Raw genomic sequence first — 17,535 nt, forward strand, 5'->3', positions numbered from 1 at the left:
TCCTCACGCCCCCGCGGGCGCGGATCGCGACCGCCCGTCGGCGGTGCGGTAGCCGAGCGCGTAACTCGGACACCGGTCGACGACGGTGACGACCTCGTCGACCGTGGCACCGTCGGTGACGATCCAGGGGCGGCGCGTGTTGTCTAAGACCGTGGGAAGTCCCCGGACGCACTCCGCCGCATGCCGGCAGCGAGCCGGTTCCCAGGTGATGACGAATCCGTCTCCCGCGTATTCGATGATGCGCGGCCGGTCGGTGCCCTCGGTCATGACGACCTCCTCGTCCTGCCACCGATTCTCCCACCGGACGACGGATCCCGCCGCGTTCCAGGAGGAACGGGGCGGGATCAGTCGCGCGGAGGAATACCGTCGCGGAGCGCTACTTCGCAGCGGCCGGGGCGACCTCGGCCGGAGCGTCCGTCTCGGCGGGGTCCTCCACCTGGGGCTTGGGGATCATCAGCGCGATGACGCCGGCGAGCAGCGCGGCGACGGCGGCGACCACGAAGATCGTCTCGAAGGCGCCCTGCGTGGGGATCACGTGCCCGGCCATCGTCACCGACTTGGCGGAGATGATCGCGGCGGCGACGGCGGAGCAGATCGTGGTGCCCAGCGAGCGCATCAGCGCGTTCAGGCCGATCGCGGCGCCGGTCTCGCTCTGCGGCACCGAGGACATGATGATCGTGGGCATGGCGGCGTAGGCGATCGCGACGCCGACGGTGCCGACGATCGACGCGAGCGAGAGCTTCCAGGCGGCGTCCATGAGGAAATACGCGAGCACGTAGCCGCCGGCCACGACGAACGCGCCGCTGGCGAGGGTCACGGCGGGGCCGACCTTCTTGATGAGGATGCTGGAGACCGGCGCGAAGATCATCATCATGATGCCGCCGGGCATCATCCACAGGCCAGCCTCGAGCATGCTCTTGCCCAGGCCGAATCCGGTGGAGGTGGGGTACTCCATGATCTGCGGGACGCAGAGCATCATCGCCATCATGCCGAAGCCGATGGTCACGGTCGCGATGTTGGTGATGAGCACGCGGGGCCGCGCGGAGGTCCGCAGGTCGACGAGCGGATCGTCGTGCCGCAGTTCGAAGAAGCCCCACGCGACGAGCACGATGAGGCCGCCGACGAGCAGTCCGAGCGTGGTGCCGGACGCCCAGCCCCAGTCGTTGCCCTTGGAGACGGCGACGAGGGTCGCCACGAGCCCGACGGCGAGGCCGATCGAGCCGATCACGTCGATCCGGCCGCCGACGCCGGGGGCACCGTCGGGCAGCACGAACAGGACGGCGGCCAGGATGAGCCCGGCGAGCACCGTCGACACCCAGAACAGCATGTGCCAGTCGTAGGTCTGCGCGATCCACGCCGAGAGCGGCAGGCCGATGGCGCCGCCGACGCCGAGGGTCGCGCTCATGGCGGCGACGGCCGTCGCGGTCATCGCGGGAGGCGTGACCTCGCGCATCATCGAGATGCCGACGGGGATGAAGGCCATGGCCAGGCCCTGCAGCACGCGGCCGAGCAGCATCAGGAGCAGCCCGGTGGACAGTGCCGCGGCGAGCGAGCCCGCGACGAGCAGCGCGGCGCTGAGGATGAGGACGCGACGCTTGCCGATCATGTCGGCGAGGCGGCCGCCGATGGGCATGGCGACGGCGGCGGCGAGCAGCGTGGCGGTGATGACCCAGGAGGCGTTCGCCGTCGAGGTGTTCAGCAGCTGCGGCAGCTCGGGCTGGATCGGGATCACGAGCGACTGCATGAGCGCGGCGACCATGCCGCCGAAGCACAGGATGATCACGGTCACGAGTGGGTGGTTCCGGCGGGAGCCGCTCGATGCGAGCGCGCCCTGTCCGGTAGCGGTGCTGGTCACGGGGACCACCTCTCTACGTGGGGGAACGATTGAATGTGTGTAACATACATATCGTTGAACTGTGCAACCATATGCCTCGAGCGCGCACCGTGCAACACGGACATTCCGCGCCTGACAGAATCGGCGCATCGATCCTCGAGGAGGAAGCATGGACGACGCGGCGCGCCGCCTCGAGCGGGAGATCACCGCCCTCGGGCGGCACATGCGGGCGCGCCCGCGGTCGATGGAGCTGCACCTCGACCGCTCGGCGTACATGGTGCTGCTGCTGCTCGACTACGCCGGGCCGAGCACACTCAAGGAGATCGCCACCGAGCTCGAGCTGGAGCAATCCACCGTGAACAGGCAGGTCAACAAGGCCATCGAGCACGGCCTGCTCGAGGCCGACGGTGCCGTCTCCGGCCCGAAACGCATCCGCGCGACCGCCGCCGGACGGGCCGCGTTCCAGCGCGACCGCGACGTCAAGCTGCGCGGCATCGGGTCGATCATGGCCGACCTCGACGAGACCGACCGCGAGGCGCTGATCTCCGGCCTCACCGCCCTCAACGCGGCGCTTGCCGCGCGCGCCGGGGAGGCCTGAGGACCCCCGCCTACAACTTCGTGAGCGTGACCGAGAGCCCGGGGTCGGTCGCGGCGCCGAGATCCGTGGGCGTCGGGTCCGCGTCGATGACGTGCGCGCCGAGCGCCGCGATCATCACGCCGTTATCGGTGCACAGCCGCGGCTTGGGCACGCGCAGTTCGATGCCCGCGGCGTCGCAGCGTTCCTGCGCGAGCGAGCGGATGCGCGAGTTCGCGGTGGCGCCGCCGCCGAGCACCATCGTCTCCACGCCGACGTCCTGCGCGGCGCGGATCGCCTTGAAGGTCAACACGTCCGCGACCGCCTCCTGGAAGGACGCGGCGATGTCGGGCACGTTCAGCGGGCGGCCCGCGGCGTTCTCCGCCTCGACGTGCCGCGCGACCGCGGTCTTGAGCCCGCTGAAGGAGAAGTCGTGCCGGGCGTCCTGCTGCCGGGTCATGGCGCGCGGGAACCGGATCGCCTTCGGGTCGCCCTGGCGCGCGAGCTCGTCGATCACGGGTCCGCCGGGATAGCCGAGGCCGAGCAGGCGGGCGACCTTGTCGAAGGCCTCCCCCGCGGCGTCGTCGACGGTGGTACCGAGCTCCGTGATCGGGGCGCCGAGATCGGTCACGTGCAGCAGGTGCGTGTGCCCACCGGAGACGAGCAGCGCGATGCAGGGCGGCATCGGGCCGTGCTCGAGGGTGTCGACGGCGACGTGTCCGCCCAGGTGGTTGAGGCCGTAGAAGGGCACGTCCCACGCCGCCGCATAGGCTTTCGCGGCCGCGACGCCCACGAGCAGGGCGCCCGCGAGGCCGGGTCCGATGGTGACGGCGAGCGCGTCGGGCCGGTCGACGCCGGCCGCGGCGAGGGCGCGCTGCATCGTCGGCACGATGGCCTCGAGGTGGGCGCGCGAGGCGACCTCGGGAACGACGCCGCCGTAGCGGGCGTGCTCCTCCTGCGAGGAGGCGACCTCGTCGGCGAGCAGCCGCGCCGTCTTCGACTCCGGATCCCAGTCGACGATGCCGACGCCGGTCTCGTCGCACGAGCTCTCGACACCCATGACGATCATCGCTGTCCCTGCGCTTCCCGCTTCATCGTGTACGCGTCGGCCCCGGACGGACGGTAATAGTTCTTCCGCACCCCGACGACGGCGAATCCGTTGCGCTCGTACAGCGTCCGGGCGGTGTCGTTGTCGGTGCGCACCTCGAGGAAGACGGCGCCGCCGTGCCGGTCGGCCTCATCGAGGAGAGTGCGCAGGAGCGCGTATCCCACTCCCCTGCCCTGATACTCCGGGTCGACGCCGATGGTGAGCACCTCGGACTCGGGGAAGAAGGTGTTGCCCAGCAGGCCGATGCCGGCGTAGCCGACGAGCCTGCCGCCCGCGGCGTCGTCGCGGGCGGCGAAGAAGCGGGTGTGTCGCTCGGGCGTGAACGCCGAGGCGGGCCAGGGGTTGTCGCCGGCGAACAGGACGGTCTCCAGTTCGGCGCAGCGCTCGGCCTCGTCGGGACGCAGTGGTCCGATCGGGATCTCAGGCACGCGCGGCCGTTTCGACGGCGTCGGGGCGGCGCAGGTACAGCGGCACGAGCGGCTGCGGCGCGGTGCCGAGGAGATGCCTGCCGACCGCGACCAGACTCGCCGGCGTCGGCGATCCCTCCACGGTCCGCGCGCCGTCGACGTCCAGCTCCGCGGGCTTGATGACGCCCGGACCCTCCGTGCGGACACCGTCGGCGTAGCGGGCCCAGTAGACCTCCTTGCGGCGAGCGTCGGTGACGACGACCACGTCGCCGCTCTCGCCCCGCGTGAGCGCCTCGGCGGCGATGGCGTCGAGGCTGCACACGCCGTGCACCTCGATGCCGAGGGCGTCGCCGAAGGCGGCGGCGGTGGCCATGCCGACCCGCAGGCCCGTGAACGGGCCGGGGCCGCAGCCGACGATGACGGCGCCCAGGTCGGCGCGCTCCAGTCCGGCCTCGGCGAGACATTCGAGCAGGTAGGGCACGAGCACCTCGGCGTGGCCGCGCGCGTGCGTGCGGTCGCGGCGGGCGAGCACGGCGCCGGTCTCGGAGTCGACGATGCCCACCGTGAGCGCCGGCGTGGCGGTGTCCAGGGCGAGCACGTACATACCTGCAGGTTACCGCCTCGGCGCCGCGCACCCCGAATCCGCTCGGGCGTCAGTGCGGGAGTATCAGCCCGCGCACCACGCGAGCGATGACGGCGCGCATCTGGGCCAGCGCGGCGTCGGGATCGGCGGCCCGGGTGATGTACAAAGCGGATTCGTCGAGCATCCCGAGCAGCGCGTGCGCGAGTGGGCGCGTCGGTTCCGGGGTGATGTGCCCCTGGTCCATCGCCCCGGCGAGCAGGGACTCGATCACCGCGAGCCCGTACTTCTCGCCGCGGGCGCGCCAACCCTCCCACCCGAGCACCGCGGGGGCGTCGATCATGGTGATCCGCGTGACGCCGGGATCGGCGATGGCGGCCATGAAGGTGTCGACGGCGACGAGCATGGTGTCGACCGGCCCGAGATCCTCCGCGGCCGCCACGGCGGCCCGTCCGGCGGCCCCGATGCTCGCTTCTTCCACCGCGTCGAAGACGGCCTCGAACAGTCCGCGCTTGTCTCCGAACTGGTGGTAGAGCGCGCCCCGGGTGACGCCCGCGGCCTCGACGATCGCCTGGGTGCCGACGCCGGCGTAGCCGTGCTCGGCGAACAGCTCGCGGGCCGCGGCGATCAGCGCGGTGCGGGTCGCGGCGGTGCGCTCCGCCTGGGTCCGGCGGCCGCCCCGATCTTCACCATTGACTTCCATACAGGCTGCACGTAACTTTCATACCGAGTGTTCGTAACTTCGCTCCGACTCTAGCCGCCGACTCTCGGAAGGGTGTGCCATGCGGTGGTTCTACCTGCTCATGATGGTGATCGGCACCGTGGTGCCGTGGGCCTTCTTCGGCGGCTTCTTCGCCGCCGAGGGCCTCGACCTCCCCCTGTTCGCCACGAGCCTGTTCCCGAACGGAGCGGCCTCGGGCTTCACCGCCGACGTGCTGCTGTCGATCGTCGTCTTCCTCGTGTGGTCGTCGGCGGACGCGCAGCGGCTCGGGGTGCGGCGCTGGTGGCTCGTGATCCCGGCGACCTGCCTCGTCGGGCTCTCGCTGTCGCTCCCCCTGTACCTCTACCTGCGCGAGACCCGCGACGCCCGGGCGACCGGCGACGCCGCGCCCGCGCCGTCCGGAGTCCTCGCATGAGCCTCGCCTCGCTCCCCACCGGCACCGTCGACTTCCACGTCTACGGGCCGGAGACCTCCGACCACCCGCCCGTACTGTTCGTGCACGGCGCGGTCGTCGACCTCCAGCTCTGGGACCGCGTCGCCGGCACGCTCGGCGCCGCCGGGCACCGGTGCTGGTCGGTCACATGGCCGCTCGGCTCGCACCGCATCGCCTGCCCGAAGGCCGTCGCCGACGGTCCGCGCGGCGTCGCCCGCATGGTCGCCGACTTCATCGAGGACCAGGGCCTGCAGGGCTGCACGCTCGTCGGCAACGACACGGGCGGCGCGGTCTGCCAGTACGTGCTGCATGATCGGCCCGAGCTGATCGGCCGGGTGGTGCTCACCAATTGCGATGCCTTCGAGGTCTTTCCGCCGCAGCCCTTCGCGACGTTCTTCGCGCTGCTGAGCCGTCGCGCGCTGGTCCGCCCGATGATGGCGATGTTGGGCTCGACGGCGCTGCGGCACTCGCCGGTCGGCTTCGGGCTGCTCGTCACCGATCCCGACCCGGGCGTGACCGCGTCCTGGGTGCGACCGACGCAGGTGGCCGCCAAGATCCGCGCCGACCTCGCGACGCTGCTCGCCGGTATCGATCCGCCCGATCTGGCGCGGGTCTCGCCGACGATGCGCGACTTCCCCGGACCGGTCACGCTCGTGTGGGGCACGGCCGATCGGTGCTTCACGCCCGCGCTGGGCCGCCGCCTCGCCGCCGCCTTCGGGGACGACCGCCCGGGCGGCACCCGGTTCGTCGAGGTCGACGGTGCCCGCACCTTCGTCTCCCTCGACGATCCGCAGGCCGTCGTGCGGGCGATCACCGAGATCGCCGCGCTACCCTCCCGGTAGCTCCCGCCCCGAGCGCTCCCGACCACTAGAAGGGCGGGGGTTCGTCCGGCGGTGGGTGATGCGCGGGATTCCGTCCGGCGAGGACCGTCTCGAGGTGGTGCTCGACGGAGCTGACGTTCTCGCGTTCGTCGCGCTCACGGACGAGGGCGTCGAGGTGTGCGGCGCGCAGCCGTTCGCGTCGAGCGTGTTCCCTCTGGAGTCGGGTGGGGCCGCCGGGTGAAGGCGCCTTCCGTTGCGAGGCGGCTTCGGGTGTGGTCCAGGCGATCCGGGCCAGGTCGGGGAACATGGCCAGGATGGTGCGGGTGGGGTCGACGATGATCCGCTCGCCGGTAGGACCGATCCAGAGAATGCGGCCGTCGGGCAGGCGGGCATCGGTCCACAGGCCGGCGGTCTTGAGCTGGTGGTGGGGCAGACAGAGGGGCTGGCCGTTACCGGCGGTGGTGGCGCCGCCGCGGGTGGGGTCGCGGTGGTCGTATTCGCGGGCGTGGTCGATCTGGCAGCGCGAAGCCGGCCGGGTGCACAGAGGGAAGACGCAGCGCGGGTAGAGCAGCGCGAGGTAGCGGTTGAGATCGGCGGAGAACCGGTAGCCGCTGCTGCCCTGCGCGATCACCAGCGCCCGCGGGCTCACCGCTGTCAGGGTGGGTTTGGGCAGAGCTGTCCCCTCTACGGCAGCGATCGGTTCGTCGTCCGGCGAAGACGCACCCACAGCGGAGGGCTTCACCTCCGCCGGCGACGCGGGATCCGATGCGGTCGAACCTGCTTCGGCCGGTTCGAGTTCCGGCGCTGCGAGGTCCGATGCATCCTGTTCCGGCGCACGGGGATCCGACGAATCCTGCTCCAGTGCATCTGGTTCCGGCGCGCCGGGTTCCGACACACCAAGATCAGTCTCGGTCGGGATGATCAGGAAAGCGCGCGGGTCGGTCGGCATCGGAAGATCCGCGTGGCAGCAGCGCGCGGCGAGCAGGACACTCGCGGGGGCGCGGCGCGTGACGTCGAGTCCCGGCGAGCGGAACCAGACCGGCCGCGGCGGCCGAGGCGACGGCCGGGCCGGGGGGTCAGGCTGCTCGCGGTCGACTTCGTGATCGGCGCCGACGAGCGACACCTCATCCGCAGCAGGCCACGCCCCGCCGGTGCACGCGGCATCAACAACGGAATCGGCAGCTTCGTCAGCCGGAACGCTCGCTGCGCCGGCGAGGTCAACGCTCGACTCGACGCCGCTCCTCGGCTCCGGATCGCTCGCGGCCGCGGTGTCTGCCGCGACGCCCTCCGATTCAACCTCGGCTCCGTCGGGGAGCTCGTCGCCGAAGGGGCGCAGGACCGCATCGTCGCGGGCGGCGAGATCGCGGGCGTACTGCGCGGTGATGGGACCGTGCCCGATCAGAAACCCCGCATCGCTGTTGCCCGGGTCGGCGAGGGTCTTCTCGTTCACCACCACGTGGATCAACGTGCGGTACCGGGTCACCACCCGCACACCCTCGTCGTCCGAGCCTGCATCCCCCACCGGGCGGGCCTCCTGCAACGGGCAGCCCGGCACCGTGCACCAGCAGCCCAGCGTGACGTACCCGCGAACCAGCATCATCAGCCCGTCCGCCCGCCGCTGCGCCGCCGTCCGCGGGTCCGACTCGCACACCGTCTCGGCGATCTCGTCCACCCGCACCCCGAGCTCGAGGCCCTCATGCGCCGTCAGCAGCGCGTACGCCGCCGCCATCCCGTCCTCCGCCGGACGGAACGTCACCCGACGGTCCTCCTCCGCCATCCGCCGCCGACGCTCCGCCGCCACCGGATCGATCTCGTGAACGAGGAGATCGGCCGCCTCCCGCAACGCCGGAACCGACACCAGCTGCAGCGGATCCGCGGTCAACAGATCCGCGAGCCGCTCATCGAACTCCACCGCCTGCGCCCCGGTCAGAGCCCGCGCGCGGCTCAGCGCCTCCATCCCACCCCGCGGAGAGAGCACATTGCGGCCGATCAACGCGAACACCCGCGGCAGGCGTTCGACGAAACCCACCGCCTGTTCGATCACCGTCTCCGTGGCCGTCGGCCCGATCCGCAGCGCCACCGAGATCTCCGCCTTCACGGCCTCGTAGGCCAGCGACAGCTCCCGCCGCACCGCATAGAAATCCGCGCCACCGATCGGATCCGATGCCAGGAATGCCGACTCCCGCTCCCCGTACCGGTCTCGGAACAGCGCATACACCGCCGACATCGTCCGACAGAACGCAACGCACTCCGACCGTCGCTGCGCCACCAGTACCGACTCCAACACCCCGGAACCCGCCGCACCGTCGGCCAACCCCGAAGGCACCAGAGCCTCCGGCAGGTTCGTCAACGCGCCGGGTCCGTTCATGCCTTCATCGCACTCTTGTTCGATGTGATTGCAAGAGCCGAACATGAGGGATCGCGCGAACTTGTCGGTGCCGGGGAGCACCATGGAGTCATGAGCGAGAACACCGATCCCCTCCCCGACTGGGCGCCGCTCGTCCGCGGCCTGCACACCCGGTTCCGCACCCGCGACTTCACCGCCGGGCTCGAGCTGGTGACCGCGTTCGCCGCCGCGGCCGAGGCCGCGAACCACCACCCCGACCTCACTCTGCGGTACGGCACCGTCGACGTCCTGCTCTACAGCCACGACGCCGGCGGCGTCACCGACCGGGACCGCCGGCTCGCCGCGCGGTTCTCGGAGATCGCGCGCGAGCGGGAGATCACCGCGAATCCCGGGGAGTCGTCGGTGGTAGAGCTGGGCCTCGACACGGCGGACGCCGCCGAGATCGCACCCTTCTGGTCTGCGGTGCTCGGCGCCGAAGTGCAGGACGACGACGGCGATCTGGAGATCCGCGCGCACGGCGCCGACGCGATTCTCTGGTTCCAGCGCACCGACGCGCACGAGCCCCCGCGCCAGCGCTTCCACCTGGACGTCTGGGTCGACCCGCGGGAGGCGCGGGGCCGCATCGACGCCGCGGTCGCGGCCGGCGGCCGGCTGGTGTCCGGCACGCATGCCCCCAGCTTCTGGGTGCTCGCGGACGCCCAGGGCAATCACGCCTGCATCTGCACCGTGGCCGGCAGGGACTGAACGAGCCGGGTCAGGCCCCGTCGACCCACTCCCAGGTGACAGTGCGGACGTCGGTGCCCTCGGCGCGCCGCAGGCGGACCATGAGGTGTCGGTCGGCGAGGCGCTCGGCCACGCCCTCGCCCCACTCCACGACGACGACGCAGTCCTCGAGGTCAGTGTCGAGGTCGAGCGCGTCCAGCTCGTCGAGGCCGCCGAGGCGGTAGGCGTCCACGTGGACGAGACCCGGGCCGCCCGACGCGCCCGGACGGTGCTCCCGGGCGATGATGAACGTCGGCGACGAGACCCGCCCGGTCACGCCGAGCCCGGCGGCGATCCCGCGGGTCAGCGCGGTCTTCCCGGCCCCGAGCGGACCGTCGAGGATCACGAGGTCGCCCGCGGCGAGCTCACCCGCGAGCTCCCGGCCGAGAGCCTCGGTGTCCTCCACCTCGGGCAGGACCCGCTCGCCCCGCACCGGTCGGCTCACTGCGGCACCGCCCGCGCGACGAGGTCGGCGATCGCCCGCGCCACGCGCGGCGCGGACTCGAGGATCAACATGTGCCCCGTCTCCGCGAGCACGATGAGCTCGGAGTCGAGTTCGTCGGCGAGCGCCTTCGACTTGCTCAGCGGCGTCATCCAGTCGTGGTCGCCGCACACGACCGACGTCGCGATGCGGCGCAGCACCGGGAGCGCGCCGCGCTCGTCGTACTCCTCCAGCGCGGGCATGAAACCCGCGTAGGTGCCGAGCGGCGCCGACAGGCTCATGGTCGACGAGAAGTCGGTCATGGTCGCGCTCCGATCGCCGGGCGCGTAGGCGCCCGCGGTGACGAACGGCGTCGCGAGCGGCTTGATCACCTCGCGGCCCCGGCCGACGACCGAGGGCAGGAAACGGATGGCCGCGCGCATCACGTCGAGCACCGGGTTGCGCAGCGCCGCAGCGAGTCCCACGTCGGTGAGGGCGTGCGACGCGGTTCCGAGCAGCGAGGCGCCGACCACCCTCGGGCCGACCATCTCGGGATGTCCGGTCGCGAACGCGCAGATCGCCATGCCGCCCATCGAGTGCCCGGCGAGCACGACCGGCCCCTCGGGCACAAGGGCCCGCAGGACGGTGGCGATGTCGTCGCCGAGCAGGGCGACGGTGCTCTGCTCCGGTGTGCAGGAGCCGGAATCGCCGTGGCCGCGACAGTCGGGGAAGACCATCCGCACGTCGTCGCCCCAGCGGGCCTGCAGTTCGTTCCGCACCAGCACCCAGGACGCGGTCCGCAGCGTGAAGCCGTGCACGAACAGCACCGTCACCGGCGCGGTCCGGGGGCCGACCTCGCGGACGTGCAGCGGCACACCGTCGGGGCTCATGACGATCGACTCGCGGTCGGACCGGAACACCAGGTCGTCGGGCGAGACGGGGTCGTCGCCCGCGCCGCGGACGCCGAGAACCCTTGCGGCGGCGGCGATCCCCGTCAGTGCGGCGACGGCGACGCCGGTGCCGAGGCCGGCGAGCAGGGCGGGCCCGGGCAGGCGCTCGGGGATGTGGATGCGGCCGCGGTCGTCGTTCACAGTTCCCCCGTGTAGGTCCGGACGGCGCGCCCGCGCACGCCGGTGAGGATCTCGTAGTCGATGGTGCCGACCTTCTCCGCCCAATCGGCGGCGACGTCGGCGCCCGGCGCGTCGCCGAAGAGGACGGCGGTGTCGCCCTCGGACACCCCGCCGCCGTCGGGCCCGAGGTCGATCACGCTCTGGTCCATGCAGACTCGGCCGACCTGCGGGAAACGCCGGCCGCCGATCGCGACCTCGATGCGGCCGCTCAGCGGGCGCCACACCCCGTCCGCGTACCCGGCGGGGATCAGCCCGACGACGGTGTCGCGCGGCGCGATCCAGCTGTGCCCGTAGCTGACCCCGTCGCCTGCGCGGATCCGTTTGATCAGGATGACGGGCGCGGCGAAGGTCATCGCCGGCCGGAGCCCGAAGTCCCTGCCGGGCACCGGGACTCCGCCGTAGAGGGCGATGCCGGGGCGGACCAGGTCGAAGTGCAGGTCGGGGCGGGTCAGCGCGGCCGCGGAGTTCGCGGCGTGCACCTGCGTGGGCGTCAGGCCGTGCGCGCGGGCGTCGGCGACGGTGGCGGCGAGCGCCTCGCGCTGGACGTCGAGGAACGGGTGCTCCGGCTCGTCGCCGTGGGCCAGGTGGGTGAAGACGCCCTGCAGTTCGACGGTGCCGGCGCGCTCCGCCTCGACGAGCGCGTCGCGGGTGGCGGCCCATTCGGCCGCGGAGACGCCGTTGCGGCTGAGCCCGGTGTCGATCTTGGCGTGCACCGTCGCGGGCCGCCCGACGTTCTGCGCGGCAGCCACGACGGCGGCCAGCTGGCGCGGCGAGCTGACGCCGATCCGCACGTCGGCCTCGATTGCGCGCTCGAAGCCGCTCGTGCTGAGCCAGCTGAGCAGCGGCACGGTGACGCCGCCCTCGCGCAGCGCGACGGCCTCGTCGACAGTGGTCACGCCGATCTCGGTGGCGCCGCCGGCGAGCACCGCCCGCGCGACGGGCAGGGCGCCGTGGCCGTAGGCGTCGGCCTTGAGCACCGCCATCACCGCGGCCCCCGGCGCGTGATCCGCGACGATCCGCGTGTTGTGCGCGACCGCACCCAGGTCGATCTGCGCGGTCAGCCGCTCCAGCCCGGTCGCGGGAATCGATGTCTTCATGGCGCCGCTCAGCCTAGTCGCGCAGCACGTCGCGCAGGACGCGCGGCACCGCCGCGCTGATCGGGCCGGCGTGCGTCGGGGCGCCGCCGGCGGCGCGGGCCGCGGCCAGGCCGTGCACCCGCGCGGCGCAGGCGGCCGCGTCGAGCGGGGCGAGACCGGAGGCGAGGAGCTTGCCGACGAGCCCGGTCAGCACGTCGCCCGATCCGGGCGTCGCGGCCCAGGACGAGCCCGCGGTGTCGGCCACGACGGTGCCGTCGGGCGCCGCGATGACGGTGACGTGCCCCTTGAGCAGCACCGTCGCATCGAGGTCGCGGGCCGCCTCGCGGACGGCCGCGACCCGGTCGTTGCCGACGGGGCCCACGAGCCGCGCGAACTCCCCGGCATGCGGGGTCAGCACCGTCGGCGCTGTGCGGCCCGCGAGGAGGCCCGGGTGCTCGGCGAGCAGCGTGAGCGCGTCCGCGTCGAGCACCGTCGGGAGGTCCTGGTCGAGGACCCGGGCCAGACGGTCCGCGGCCGCACCGTCGACGCCCATGCCCGGACCTGCGGCCCACGCCTGCACCCGTCCGGCGCCCGCGACGTCGTCGCTCGCGACTGCCTCGGGCCAGGCGGCGAGGACGGCGGAGCGGGCGGAGCCGGCGAACCGGACCATGCCGGAGGTCGCGCGGATCGCGGCCCCCGTCGCCAGCACGGCGGCGCCCGGGTACGCGTCGCCGCCGGCGACGACGCCCAGCACGCCGAGGCTGTACTTGTCGTCGGCGGGGCCGGGGACGGGCCAGAGCGCGGCCAGGTCGGCGTCGTCGTAGGCGCGCAGTTCGCCCTCACCGAGCGCGAGGCCGATGTCGACGAGCTCGACCCGGCCGCACTGCGCGGGGGCGAGCGCGTGCACGGGCTTGAGGGCACCGAAGGCGACGGTGACCGCGGCGGTCACGGCGGGGCCGTGGACGACGCCGGTCTCGACGTCGACGCCCGACGGCGTGTCGGCCGCGACGATCGGCGCGGCGATCCCGGCGACGAGGTCCGCCGCCTCCGGGCGCAGCGCGCCGCGCGCGCTGATCCCGACGATGCCGTCGACCACCAGGTCCGGACGGCGCGGCACCGCGACGACCCGCCCACCCGCGCGCTCGAGGGCGCGGAGCCCGGCGGCGTGCGCACGGTCGGGGGCGAGCAGCACCGCCTCCACGGCAACGCCGCGACGGCGGAGGAAGGCACCGGCGAAGAGCGCGTCGCCGCCGTTGTCGCCGGAGCCGACGAGCAGCGTCACCCTCCGGCCCGCGGTGCCGCCCGTGTGGTCGACGAGTTCCTGCGCGCAGACGCCCGCGAGTCCGTACGCGGCGCGGCGCATGAGGGCACCGTCGGGCAGGGCGGCGAGGAGGGGCGCCTCGGCCGCGCGCACGGAGTCGGGATGGTGGAAGTGCCGCACGCCGCCACGGTACGGCAGATCGGCTAACGTGAGCTGCGTGACTGACGCGGGCAAGCTGGTGAAGAAGCTGCAGAAGCGCGGGCCGCACCGCGTGCTCAAGGGCGACCTGGGCGTCGCGGGCCTGCCCGGCGTGATCTACACGCCCGAGAGCGGCTCGAACCTGCCGGCGGTGGCCTTCGCGCACGACTGGCTGACGCCGTCGAAGCGCTACTCCAAGACGCTGGAGCACCTCGCCTCGTGGGGCCTCGTGGTGGCCGCGCCGGACACCGATGGCGGCATGCTGGCCTCCGACGGTCGCCTCGCGATCGACCTGGGCACCGCGCTCGACGTGATCACCGAGGTCCGGCTCGGGGACGGCGCGATCACCGTGAACAAGGCCAAGCGCGCCGTGGTCGGCCACGGCTGGGGCACCGGGGCGGCGCTGATCGCCGCCGCGGCCGACTCCCGCGTCGAGTGGCTCGCCGCGCTGTTCCCGGCGCCCACGTCGCCGCAGGCGGAGAAGGCCGCGACCGGCACCCACGCGAACGCGCTGATCCTGGGCGCGCCCGGCGACGAGCACTCGATGACCTCGAACGCCGGCGTCCTGTCGCTGCGCTACGCGGGGCCGACGGAGCTGCGGATCGTGCCCGGCGCCGAGCCCGGCGGCCTGGCGGAGGGCATCTCGCTGCGTGGCGCCCTCGGCGCGGGCGGCTCCGACAAGTCGACGCAGAAGATGGTCCGCGCGCTGCTGACGGGTTACCTGCTCGGCGGGCTCGCCGACGACAAGGAGTACAAGGTCTTCACCGAGGTCGGCGCGGACCTCGGCGACAGCTCGTACGTCTGGGACCCGAACGCCGAGCCCGAGCAGCCCAGCGCCCTGCAGCGCCTCCGCAGTCTGGCCTGAGTCCCCGCGCCCGGCGCTCGCCCGCGCTCAGCCCGCGCTGAGCCACGACTCCGGCTGCTCCGTGCGTGTGATCACCGGGATCGGCTGCGTGACCTCAGCCGGTTCCGGCGCGACGCCCGCGACGCGGAGCAGCTCGTCGAACAGGTCCTGCCGCTCGGCGATGCGGATCGCACGGGCGTGGTCTTCGGGGCACGGGTCGGTGCTGCTCATCGCCTCTCCTAGCTGCCGCTGACGGCGAATTCGGCGCCGGTGCCCTGGTCGGCGGATTCGCCGGGCGGGCACGGTTCCTCCGCGGGCGCGGGGTTCTGATCGCCGGTGTTCGACGGTTTCGCCGGGGCCGCCGGCGCGGTCGGGACGTTCGGCACGACCGGGCTCGGGGCGGCCGACGGGGTCGCACCACCGCCGGTACCGCCGCCCGCGCCGGACGGGGACGCAGTGGCGGGCGTTGCGCCGCCGCCCGTTCCGGCGTCGTTCTGCGTCGGCTTCGTCTCGCCCGGCTTCGCGTCGCCGGTCTTGCCGGTGCCGTCCTCGCCCTTGCCGCCGGCACCGGTGCCGTCCTTGCCGTCGCCGGTCGTGCCGTCGACGGGGGTGAGCTTGCCGTCCTCGCCGATCGTGAGCGTGGCCTTCTCAGCGACGGTGCCGTCCGGCTTCTTCGCGGTGACCTCGACGGTCTTGCCGTCCGGGCTGAGGGTCGCGGTGACGGTGCGCCCGAGGGCGTCGACGCCGAGCACCTTCTCGCTCTTGGTGTCCTTGTCACCGGCCTTGTCGGCGCCCTTGTCGCCGGTCTTGTCCGTGTCCTTGCCGTCGCCGGTGGACTTGTCGCCCAGGCCGAGCTGTTCGGCGATCTTCGGGAGCAGCTGCGAGAGCCAGGACGGCGTGCCGCTGCCCGTGCCGGTACCGGTGCCCGTGCTGGGTGTCGCGGTCGACGGGGTGGTGCTCGCGCCGGTCGTCGTGGGCGAGGTCGTCGTGCCGGTGGTCGTGGGGCTGGTGCTGGTCGGGCTCGTCGTCGTGCCGGTCGTAGTGGGGCTGGTGCTGGTCGGGCTCGTGGACGTCGGGGACGTGCTGGACGGCGACGACGTCGTGGGTGACCCGCCGCCTCCTCCGCCACCGCTGGTGACCGGCGACGCCGTGGTCGGGCTGGTCGGGGTCTCGGTGCTGGTCGCCGTGATCGTGCCGAACGACGGTGCCGGGAACGCCGACGAATCGATGCCCTTCGCCGCCGCCGGCACGGTCGCGTAGGCCGCCTGGACGGCCGAGACCGCGGTCGCCACGACCTGGTCGAAGCGCGTGAGATCCTTCGCCAGCTGGGCCTCGAACCGCTCCACGGCCGCCGAGGCCCCGTCGACGGAGACGAGCGCTCCGAGCGGCCCCAGGGCCACGGAGGCCATCAGTCCCCCGGCGATCTTGGCGCCGTCCCAGAACCCGACGTCTCCCAGACCGAACGACGCCTTGTCGAACTCGCTCAGGTCGGAGATCTTCGTGGCGACGGCGGCCACCACGGCGTCGGGCACCGCCTCGGCTGCGGTGGCGGTCCGCTCCAGGATCGTGGCGACCGGCTCGCTCCGGGTCTGGTGCGCGTTCAGGGTGGTGACGGCCTGCCGGCCCGCGTTGTCGGGCCACGCCGTCTGCACGCTCGTCCGCGCTGCGGCCTGATCCGTCACGGCCTGCGTGGCCGCCGTCGCCTGTTGCCGCAGCATGACGGCGTCACCCCGGAGCGAGGCGAGGTCGATGCCGCGCTCGTTGTCGTAGTTCCGGCAGACGTGGTCCCGCCAGTCGGGCCACTGCTTGCTCGAGATCCTCTTCGCCAGGTCGAGCATCTCCTTGAAGTACTGCAGGCAGCCGGCGCCCCCGTCGAGCATCTGGTCGACGGTCTGCTCCGCCACGGATCAGGCCCCGGTGACCGCGGCGGCGCCGCTGTCGTCGGTGGACTTGTGCGCCGACGCCGAGGTGGTCAGCCCCGTACCGCAGGCGCGCGAGCCCACCTGCCATGCGTCGACGCCCTTCGCCAGGCTCTCCATCGTGGCGGCGTAGGCGGCACCGTCGGACTGGTACTTCCGCCCGAAGTCACCGGCCTCCGCGGTGAAGCCGCGGACACGACCGGCGACGGTACCGAGGTTGTCGGCCACCATCGAATAGCTGCCGCCGGCCTTCGACACCGCGGCCGGATCGATCTTCGTGCCCATGCGATCCCCCTCGCTCACACGTCCCCTTACTCATTGGACGCACCAGCGGGCGGATCGGTTCCCGGAGTCTCCTCAGATCGCGCCGGCGGCCCGGACCGCGTCCAGCAGTCCGGCGGGGCGGTCGTCGACGGGGAGCGGCTCGACCTGCGCGAAGCCGCAGCCGATGGCGCGGGAGGCACCGTCGGCCTCCTCGCTGTCGCCGACCATGAGCACCTTCTCCGGCGGCAGGCCGAGGGCGGCGGTGGCGGCCTGGAAGACGGCGAGGTCGGGCTTGGCGTGGCCCACCTCGAAGGAGAGGACGAACTCGTCGACGAGGCCATCGATGCCCTCGCGCTCGAACGCGGGGCGGATGTCGTAGCCGATGTTGGAGAGCACGCCCACCTTCAGGCCGGCCTCGCGCGCGGCGCGGAGGACGGCGGCGGTGTCGGGGTAGATCGACCAGTTGAGCGGGTTGGAGAACTCGCCGTAGAGCCGCTCCCGCTCGCCTTCGTCGGCGACGCCGGAGCGCTGCAGGACGTGCAGGTAGGCGCCGCGGTGGTCCGCGGAGGAGAGGTCGCGGGCGTGCCAGGTCCGCAGGGCATCGCCCTCCATCGGCACCGGGACGCCGACGGGCACCGTCATCCGGTACAGGAGCTCGCGCTGGGCGGCGTCGTCGAGCTCGCGTCCGTCGGCGGCGGTGAGCCCCGCGAACCACGCCGGGTCCGGCTCCAGCCGGAACAGCGTCCCCGAGAAGTCGAACAGCACACCCTCGTAACCGGTCATAGCCACACGCTACCGGTAATGAAAACGTTTCGACAAGGTGTTCCGAGAACGG

20 protein-coding genes are annotated in these 17,535 nt (G+C 72.9%); 5 read left to right on the top strand and 15 right to left on the bottom strand.

Translation table 11 applies throughout. The features are described 5' to 3' along the window. Positions 1–3 precede the first annotated feature (3 nt). Positions 4–267: a (4Fe-4S)-binding protein gene (locus tag WFK95_RS16010; protein ID WP_336671245.1), complete on the bottom strand. Its 264-nt coding sequence runs from the start codon at positions 265–267 to the stop codon at positions 4–6. Between the two features lie 109 nt (positions 268–376). Further along, entirely contained in the window at positions 377–1,864 is a 1,488-nt protein-coding gene (locus WFK95_RS16015) for an MFS transporter (protein ID WP_374201364.1), read from the bottom strand. Positions 1,865–2,003: 139 nt separating this feature from the next. Here WFK95_RS16015 and WFK95_RS16020 point away from each other — a divergent pair, with 139 nt between their 5' ends. Continuing rightward, positions 2,004–2,432, top strand: coding sequence for a MarR family winged helix-turn-helix transcriptional regulator (locus tag WFK95_RS16020; protein ID WP_336671246.1), 429 nt, complete (start codon positions 2,004–2,006; stop codon positions 2,430–2,432). Between the two features lie 10 nt (positions 2,433–2,442). Here WFK95_RS16020 and tsaD read toward each other — a convergent pair whose 3' ends face one another. The 4 genes from tsaD to WFK95_RS16040 are packed head-to-tail and all read right to left on the bottom strand — an operon-like array spanning position 2,443 to position 5,206. Beyond that, positions 2,443–3,477, bottom strand: a complete 1,035-nt coding sequence (tsaD, locus tag WFK95_RS16025) for a tRNA (adenosine(37)-N6)-threonylcarbamoyltransferase complex transferase subunit TsaD (RefSeq protein ID WP_336671247.1) — start codon at positions 3,475–3,477, stop codon at positions 2,443–2,445. Next, positions 3,474–3,944 carry a ribosomal protein S18-alanine N-acetyltransferase gene (gene rimI / locus WFK95_RS16030; RefSeq protein ID WP_224651229.1) on the bottom strand — a complete coding sequence of 157 codons (471 nt, stop codon included), beginning with the start codon at positions 3,942–3,944 and terminating at the stop codon, positions 3,474–3,476. Before rimI ends, tsaD begins: the two co-directional genes overlap by 4 nt. After that, positions 3,937–4,527 (bottom strand): tRNA (adenosine(37)-N6)-threonylcarbamoyltransferase complex dimerization subunit type 1 TsaB, encoded by a 591-nt coding sequence (tsaB, locus tag WFK95_RS16035; RefSeq protein ID WP_224651227.1) that lies wholly within the window; start codon positions 4,525–4,527, stop codon positions 3,937–3,939. Before tsaB ends, rimI begins: the two co-directional genes overlap by 8 nt. Before the next feature lie 49 nt (positions 4,528–4,576). Beyond that, a complete protein-coding gene (locus WFK95_RS16040; RefSeq protein ID WP_224651225.1) occupies positions 4,577–5,206 on the bottom strand; it encodes a TetR/AcrR family transcriptional regulator in 630 nt (209 codons plus the stop codon). A 79-nt stretch (positions 5,207–5,285) separates the two neighbouring features. Here WFK95_RS16040 and WFK95_RS16045 point away from each other — a divergent pair, with 79 nt between their 5' ends. Next, positions 5,286–5,639: a DUF2834 domain-containing protein gene (locus WFK95_RS16045; RefSeq protein WP_224651223.1), complete on the top strand. Its 354-nt coding sequence runs from the start codon at positions 5,286–5,288 to the stop codon at positions 5,637–5,639. After that, positions 5,636–6,499, top strand: coding sequence for an alpha/beta fold hydrolase (locus tag WFK95_RS16050; protein WP_224651221.1), 864 nt, complete (start codon positions 5,636–5,638; stop codon positions 6,497–6,499). Before WFK95_RS16045 ends, WFK95_RS16050 begins: the two co-directional genes overlap by 4 nt. Positions 6,500–6,524: 25 nt before the next feature. Here WFK95_RS16050 and WFK95_RS16055 read toward each other — a convergent pair whose 3' ends face one another. Continuing rightward, the gene (locus WFK95_RS16055; protein WP_336671248.1) at positions 6,525–8,930 is read right to left on the bottom strand and encodes an HNH endonuclease signature motif containing protein; all 2,406 of its coding nucleotides are present in this window, start codon (positions 8,928–8,930) and stop codon (positions 6,525–6,527) included. A 6-nt stretch (positions 8,931–8,936) separates the two neighbouring features. Between WFK95_RS16055 and WFK95_RS16060 the strand changes: the two genes are divergently transcribed. Next, positions 8,937–9,569: a VOC family protein gene (locus WFK95_RS16060; RefSeq protein ID WP_224651217.1), complete on the top strand. Its 633-nt coding sequence runs from the start codon at positions 8,937–8,939 to the stop codon at positions 9,567–9,569. A gap of 10 nt (positions 9,570–9,579) precedes the next feature. Here the strand turns inward: WFK95_RS16060 and tsaE are convergent, their stop codons facing one another. The 4 genes from tsaE to WFK95_RS16080 are packed head-to-tail and all read right to left on the bottom strand — an operon-like array spanning position 9,580 to position 13,655. After that, positions 9,580–10,032 carry a tRNA (adenosine(37)-N6)-threonylcarbamoyltransferase complex ATPase subunit type 1 TsaE gene (tsaE, locus tag WFK95_RS16065; protein WP_224651215.1) on the bottom strand — a complete coding sequence of 151 codons (453 nt, stop codon included), beginning with the start codon at positions 10,030–10,032 and terminating at the stop codon, positions 9,580–9,582. Beyond that, positions 10,029–11,099 carry an alpha/beta fold hydrolase gene (locus tag WFK95_RS16070; RefSeq protein ID WP_224651213.1) on the bottom strand — a complete coding sequence of 357 codons (1,071 nt, stop codon included), beginning with the start codon at positions 11,097–11,099 and terminating at the stop codon, positions 10,029–10,031. Before WFK95_RS16070 ends, tsaE begins: the two co-directional genes overlap by 4 nt. Continuing rightward, entirely contained in the window at positions 11,096–12,235 is a 1,140-nt protein-coding gene (alr, locus tag WFK95_RS16075; RefSeq protein ID WP_224651210.1) for an alanine racemase, read from the bottom strand. Before alr ends, WFK95_RS16070 begins: the two co-directional genes overlap by 4 nt. 13 nt (positions 12,236–12,248) lie before the next feature. After that, entirely contained in the window at positions 12,249–13,655 is a 1,407-nt protein-coding gene (locus WFK95_RS16080) for an NAD(P)H-hydrate dehydratase (protein WP_224651207.1), read from the bottom strand. Positions 13,656–13,692: 37 nt separating this feature from the next. Between WFK95_RS16080 and WFK95_RS16085 the strand changes: the two genes are divergently transcribed. Continuing rightward, positions 13,693–14,538 (top strand): hypothetical protein, encoded by an 846-nt coding sequence (locus WFK95_RS16085; protein ID WP_308011481.1) that lies wholly within the window; start codon positions 13,693–13,695, stop codon positions 14,536–14,538. A gap of 27 nt (positions 14,539–14,565) precedes the next feature. Here the strand turns inward: WFK95_RS16085 and WFK95_RS16090 are convergent, their stop codons facing one another. The 4 genes from WFK95_RS16090 to WFK95_RS16105 form a co-directional block, all read right to left on the bottom strand. Further along, complete coding sequence (locus WFK95_RS16090; RefSeq protein ID WP_224651201.1) at positions 14,566–14,748, bottom strand: hypothetical protein; 183 nt, start codon at positions 14,746–14,748, stop codon at positions 14,566–14,568. 8 nt (positions 14,749–14,756) lie between these two features. Beyond that, the gene (locus WFK95_RS16095; protein WP_224651198.1) at positions 14,757–16,421 is read right to left on the bottom strand and encodes a hypothetical protein; all 1,665 of its coding nucleotides are present in this window, start codon (positions 16,419–16,421) and stop codon (positions 14,757–14,759) included. Positions 16,422–16,424: 3 nt separating this feature from the next. After that, positions 16,425–16,721, bottom strand: coding sequence for a hypothetical protein (locus tag WFK95_RS16100; protein ID WP_224651195.1), 297 nt, complete (start codon positions 16,719–16,721; stop codon positions 16,425–16,427). Positions 16,722–16,793: 72 nt separating this feature from the next. Beyond that, positions 16,794–17,483 carry an HAD family hydrolase gene (locus WFK95_RS16105; protein WP_255604193.1) on the bottom strand — a complete coding sequence of 230 codons (690 nt, stop codon included), beginning with the start codon at positions 17,481–17,483 and terminating at the stop codon, positions 16,794–16,796. Between the last annotated feature and the right edge of the window lie 52 nt (positions 17,484–17,535).

The organism is Tsukamurella sp. USMM236 (assembly GCF_037148755.1).
Taxonomy (GTDB): domain Bacteria; phylum Actinomycetota; class Actinomycetes; order Mycobacteriales; family Mycobacteriaceae; genus Tsukamurella.

Bases quoted from the DNA above. Each gene is read 5' to 3' on its own strand.
- WFK95_RS16045 (WP_224651223.1), top strand. From the start codon at position 5,286: ATGCGGTGGTTCTACCTGCTCATGATGGTGATCGGCACCGTGGTGCCG.
- WFK95_RS16055 (WP_336671248.1), bottom strand. From the start codon at position 8,930: ATGGTGCTCCCCGGCACCGACAAGTTCGCGCGATCCCTCATGTTCGGC.
- alr (WP_224651210.1), bottom strand. From the start codon at position 12,235: ATGAAGACATCGATTCCCGCGACCGGGCTGGAGCGGCTGACCGCGCAG.
- tsaD (WP_336671247.1), bottom strand. From the start codon at position 3,477: ATGATCGTCATGGGTGTCGAGAGCTCGTGCGACGAGACCGGCGTCGGC.
- WFK95_RS16010 (WP_336671245.1), bottom strand. From the start codon at position 267: ATGACCGAGGGCACCGACCGGCCGCGCATCATCGAATACGCGGGAGAC.
- WFK95_RS16050 (WP_224651221.1), top strand. From the start codon at position 5,636: ATGAGCCTCGCCTCGCTCCCCACCGGCACCGTCGACTTCCACGTCTAC.
- WFK95_RS16040 (WP_224651225.1), bottom strand. From the start codon at position 5,206: ATGGAAGTCAATGGTGAAGATCGGGGCGGCCGCCGGACCCAGGCGGAG.
- WFK95_RS16060 (WP_224651217.1), top strand. From the start codon at position 8,937: ATGAGCGAGAACACCGATCCCCTCCCCGACTGGGCGCCGCTCGTCCGC.
- tsaB (WP_224651227.1), bottom strand. From the start codon at position 4,527: ATGTACGTGCTCGCCCTGGACACCGCCACGCCGGCGCTCACGGTGGGC.
- WFK95_RS16020 (WP_336671246.1), top strand. From the start codon at position 2,004: ATGGACGACGCGGCGCGCCGCCTCGAGCGGGAGATCACCGCCCTCGGG.
- WFK95_RS16100 (WP_224651195.1), bottom strand. From the start codon at position 16,721: ATGGGCACGAAGATCGATCCGGCCGCGGTGTCGAAGGCCGGCGGCAGC.
- WFK95_RS16090 (WP_224651201.1), bottom strand. From the start codon at position 14,748: ATGAGCAGCACCGACCCGTGCCCCGAAGACCACGCCCGTGCGATCCGC.
- WFK95_RS16105 (WP_255604193.1), bottom strand. From the start codon at position 17,483: ATGACCGGTTACGAGGGTGTGCTGTTCGACTTCTCGGGGACGCTGTTC.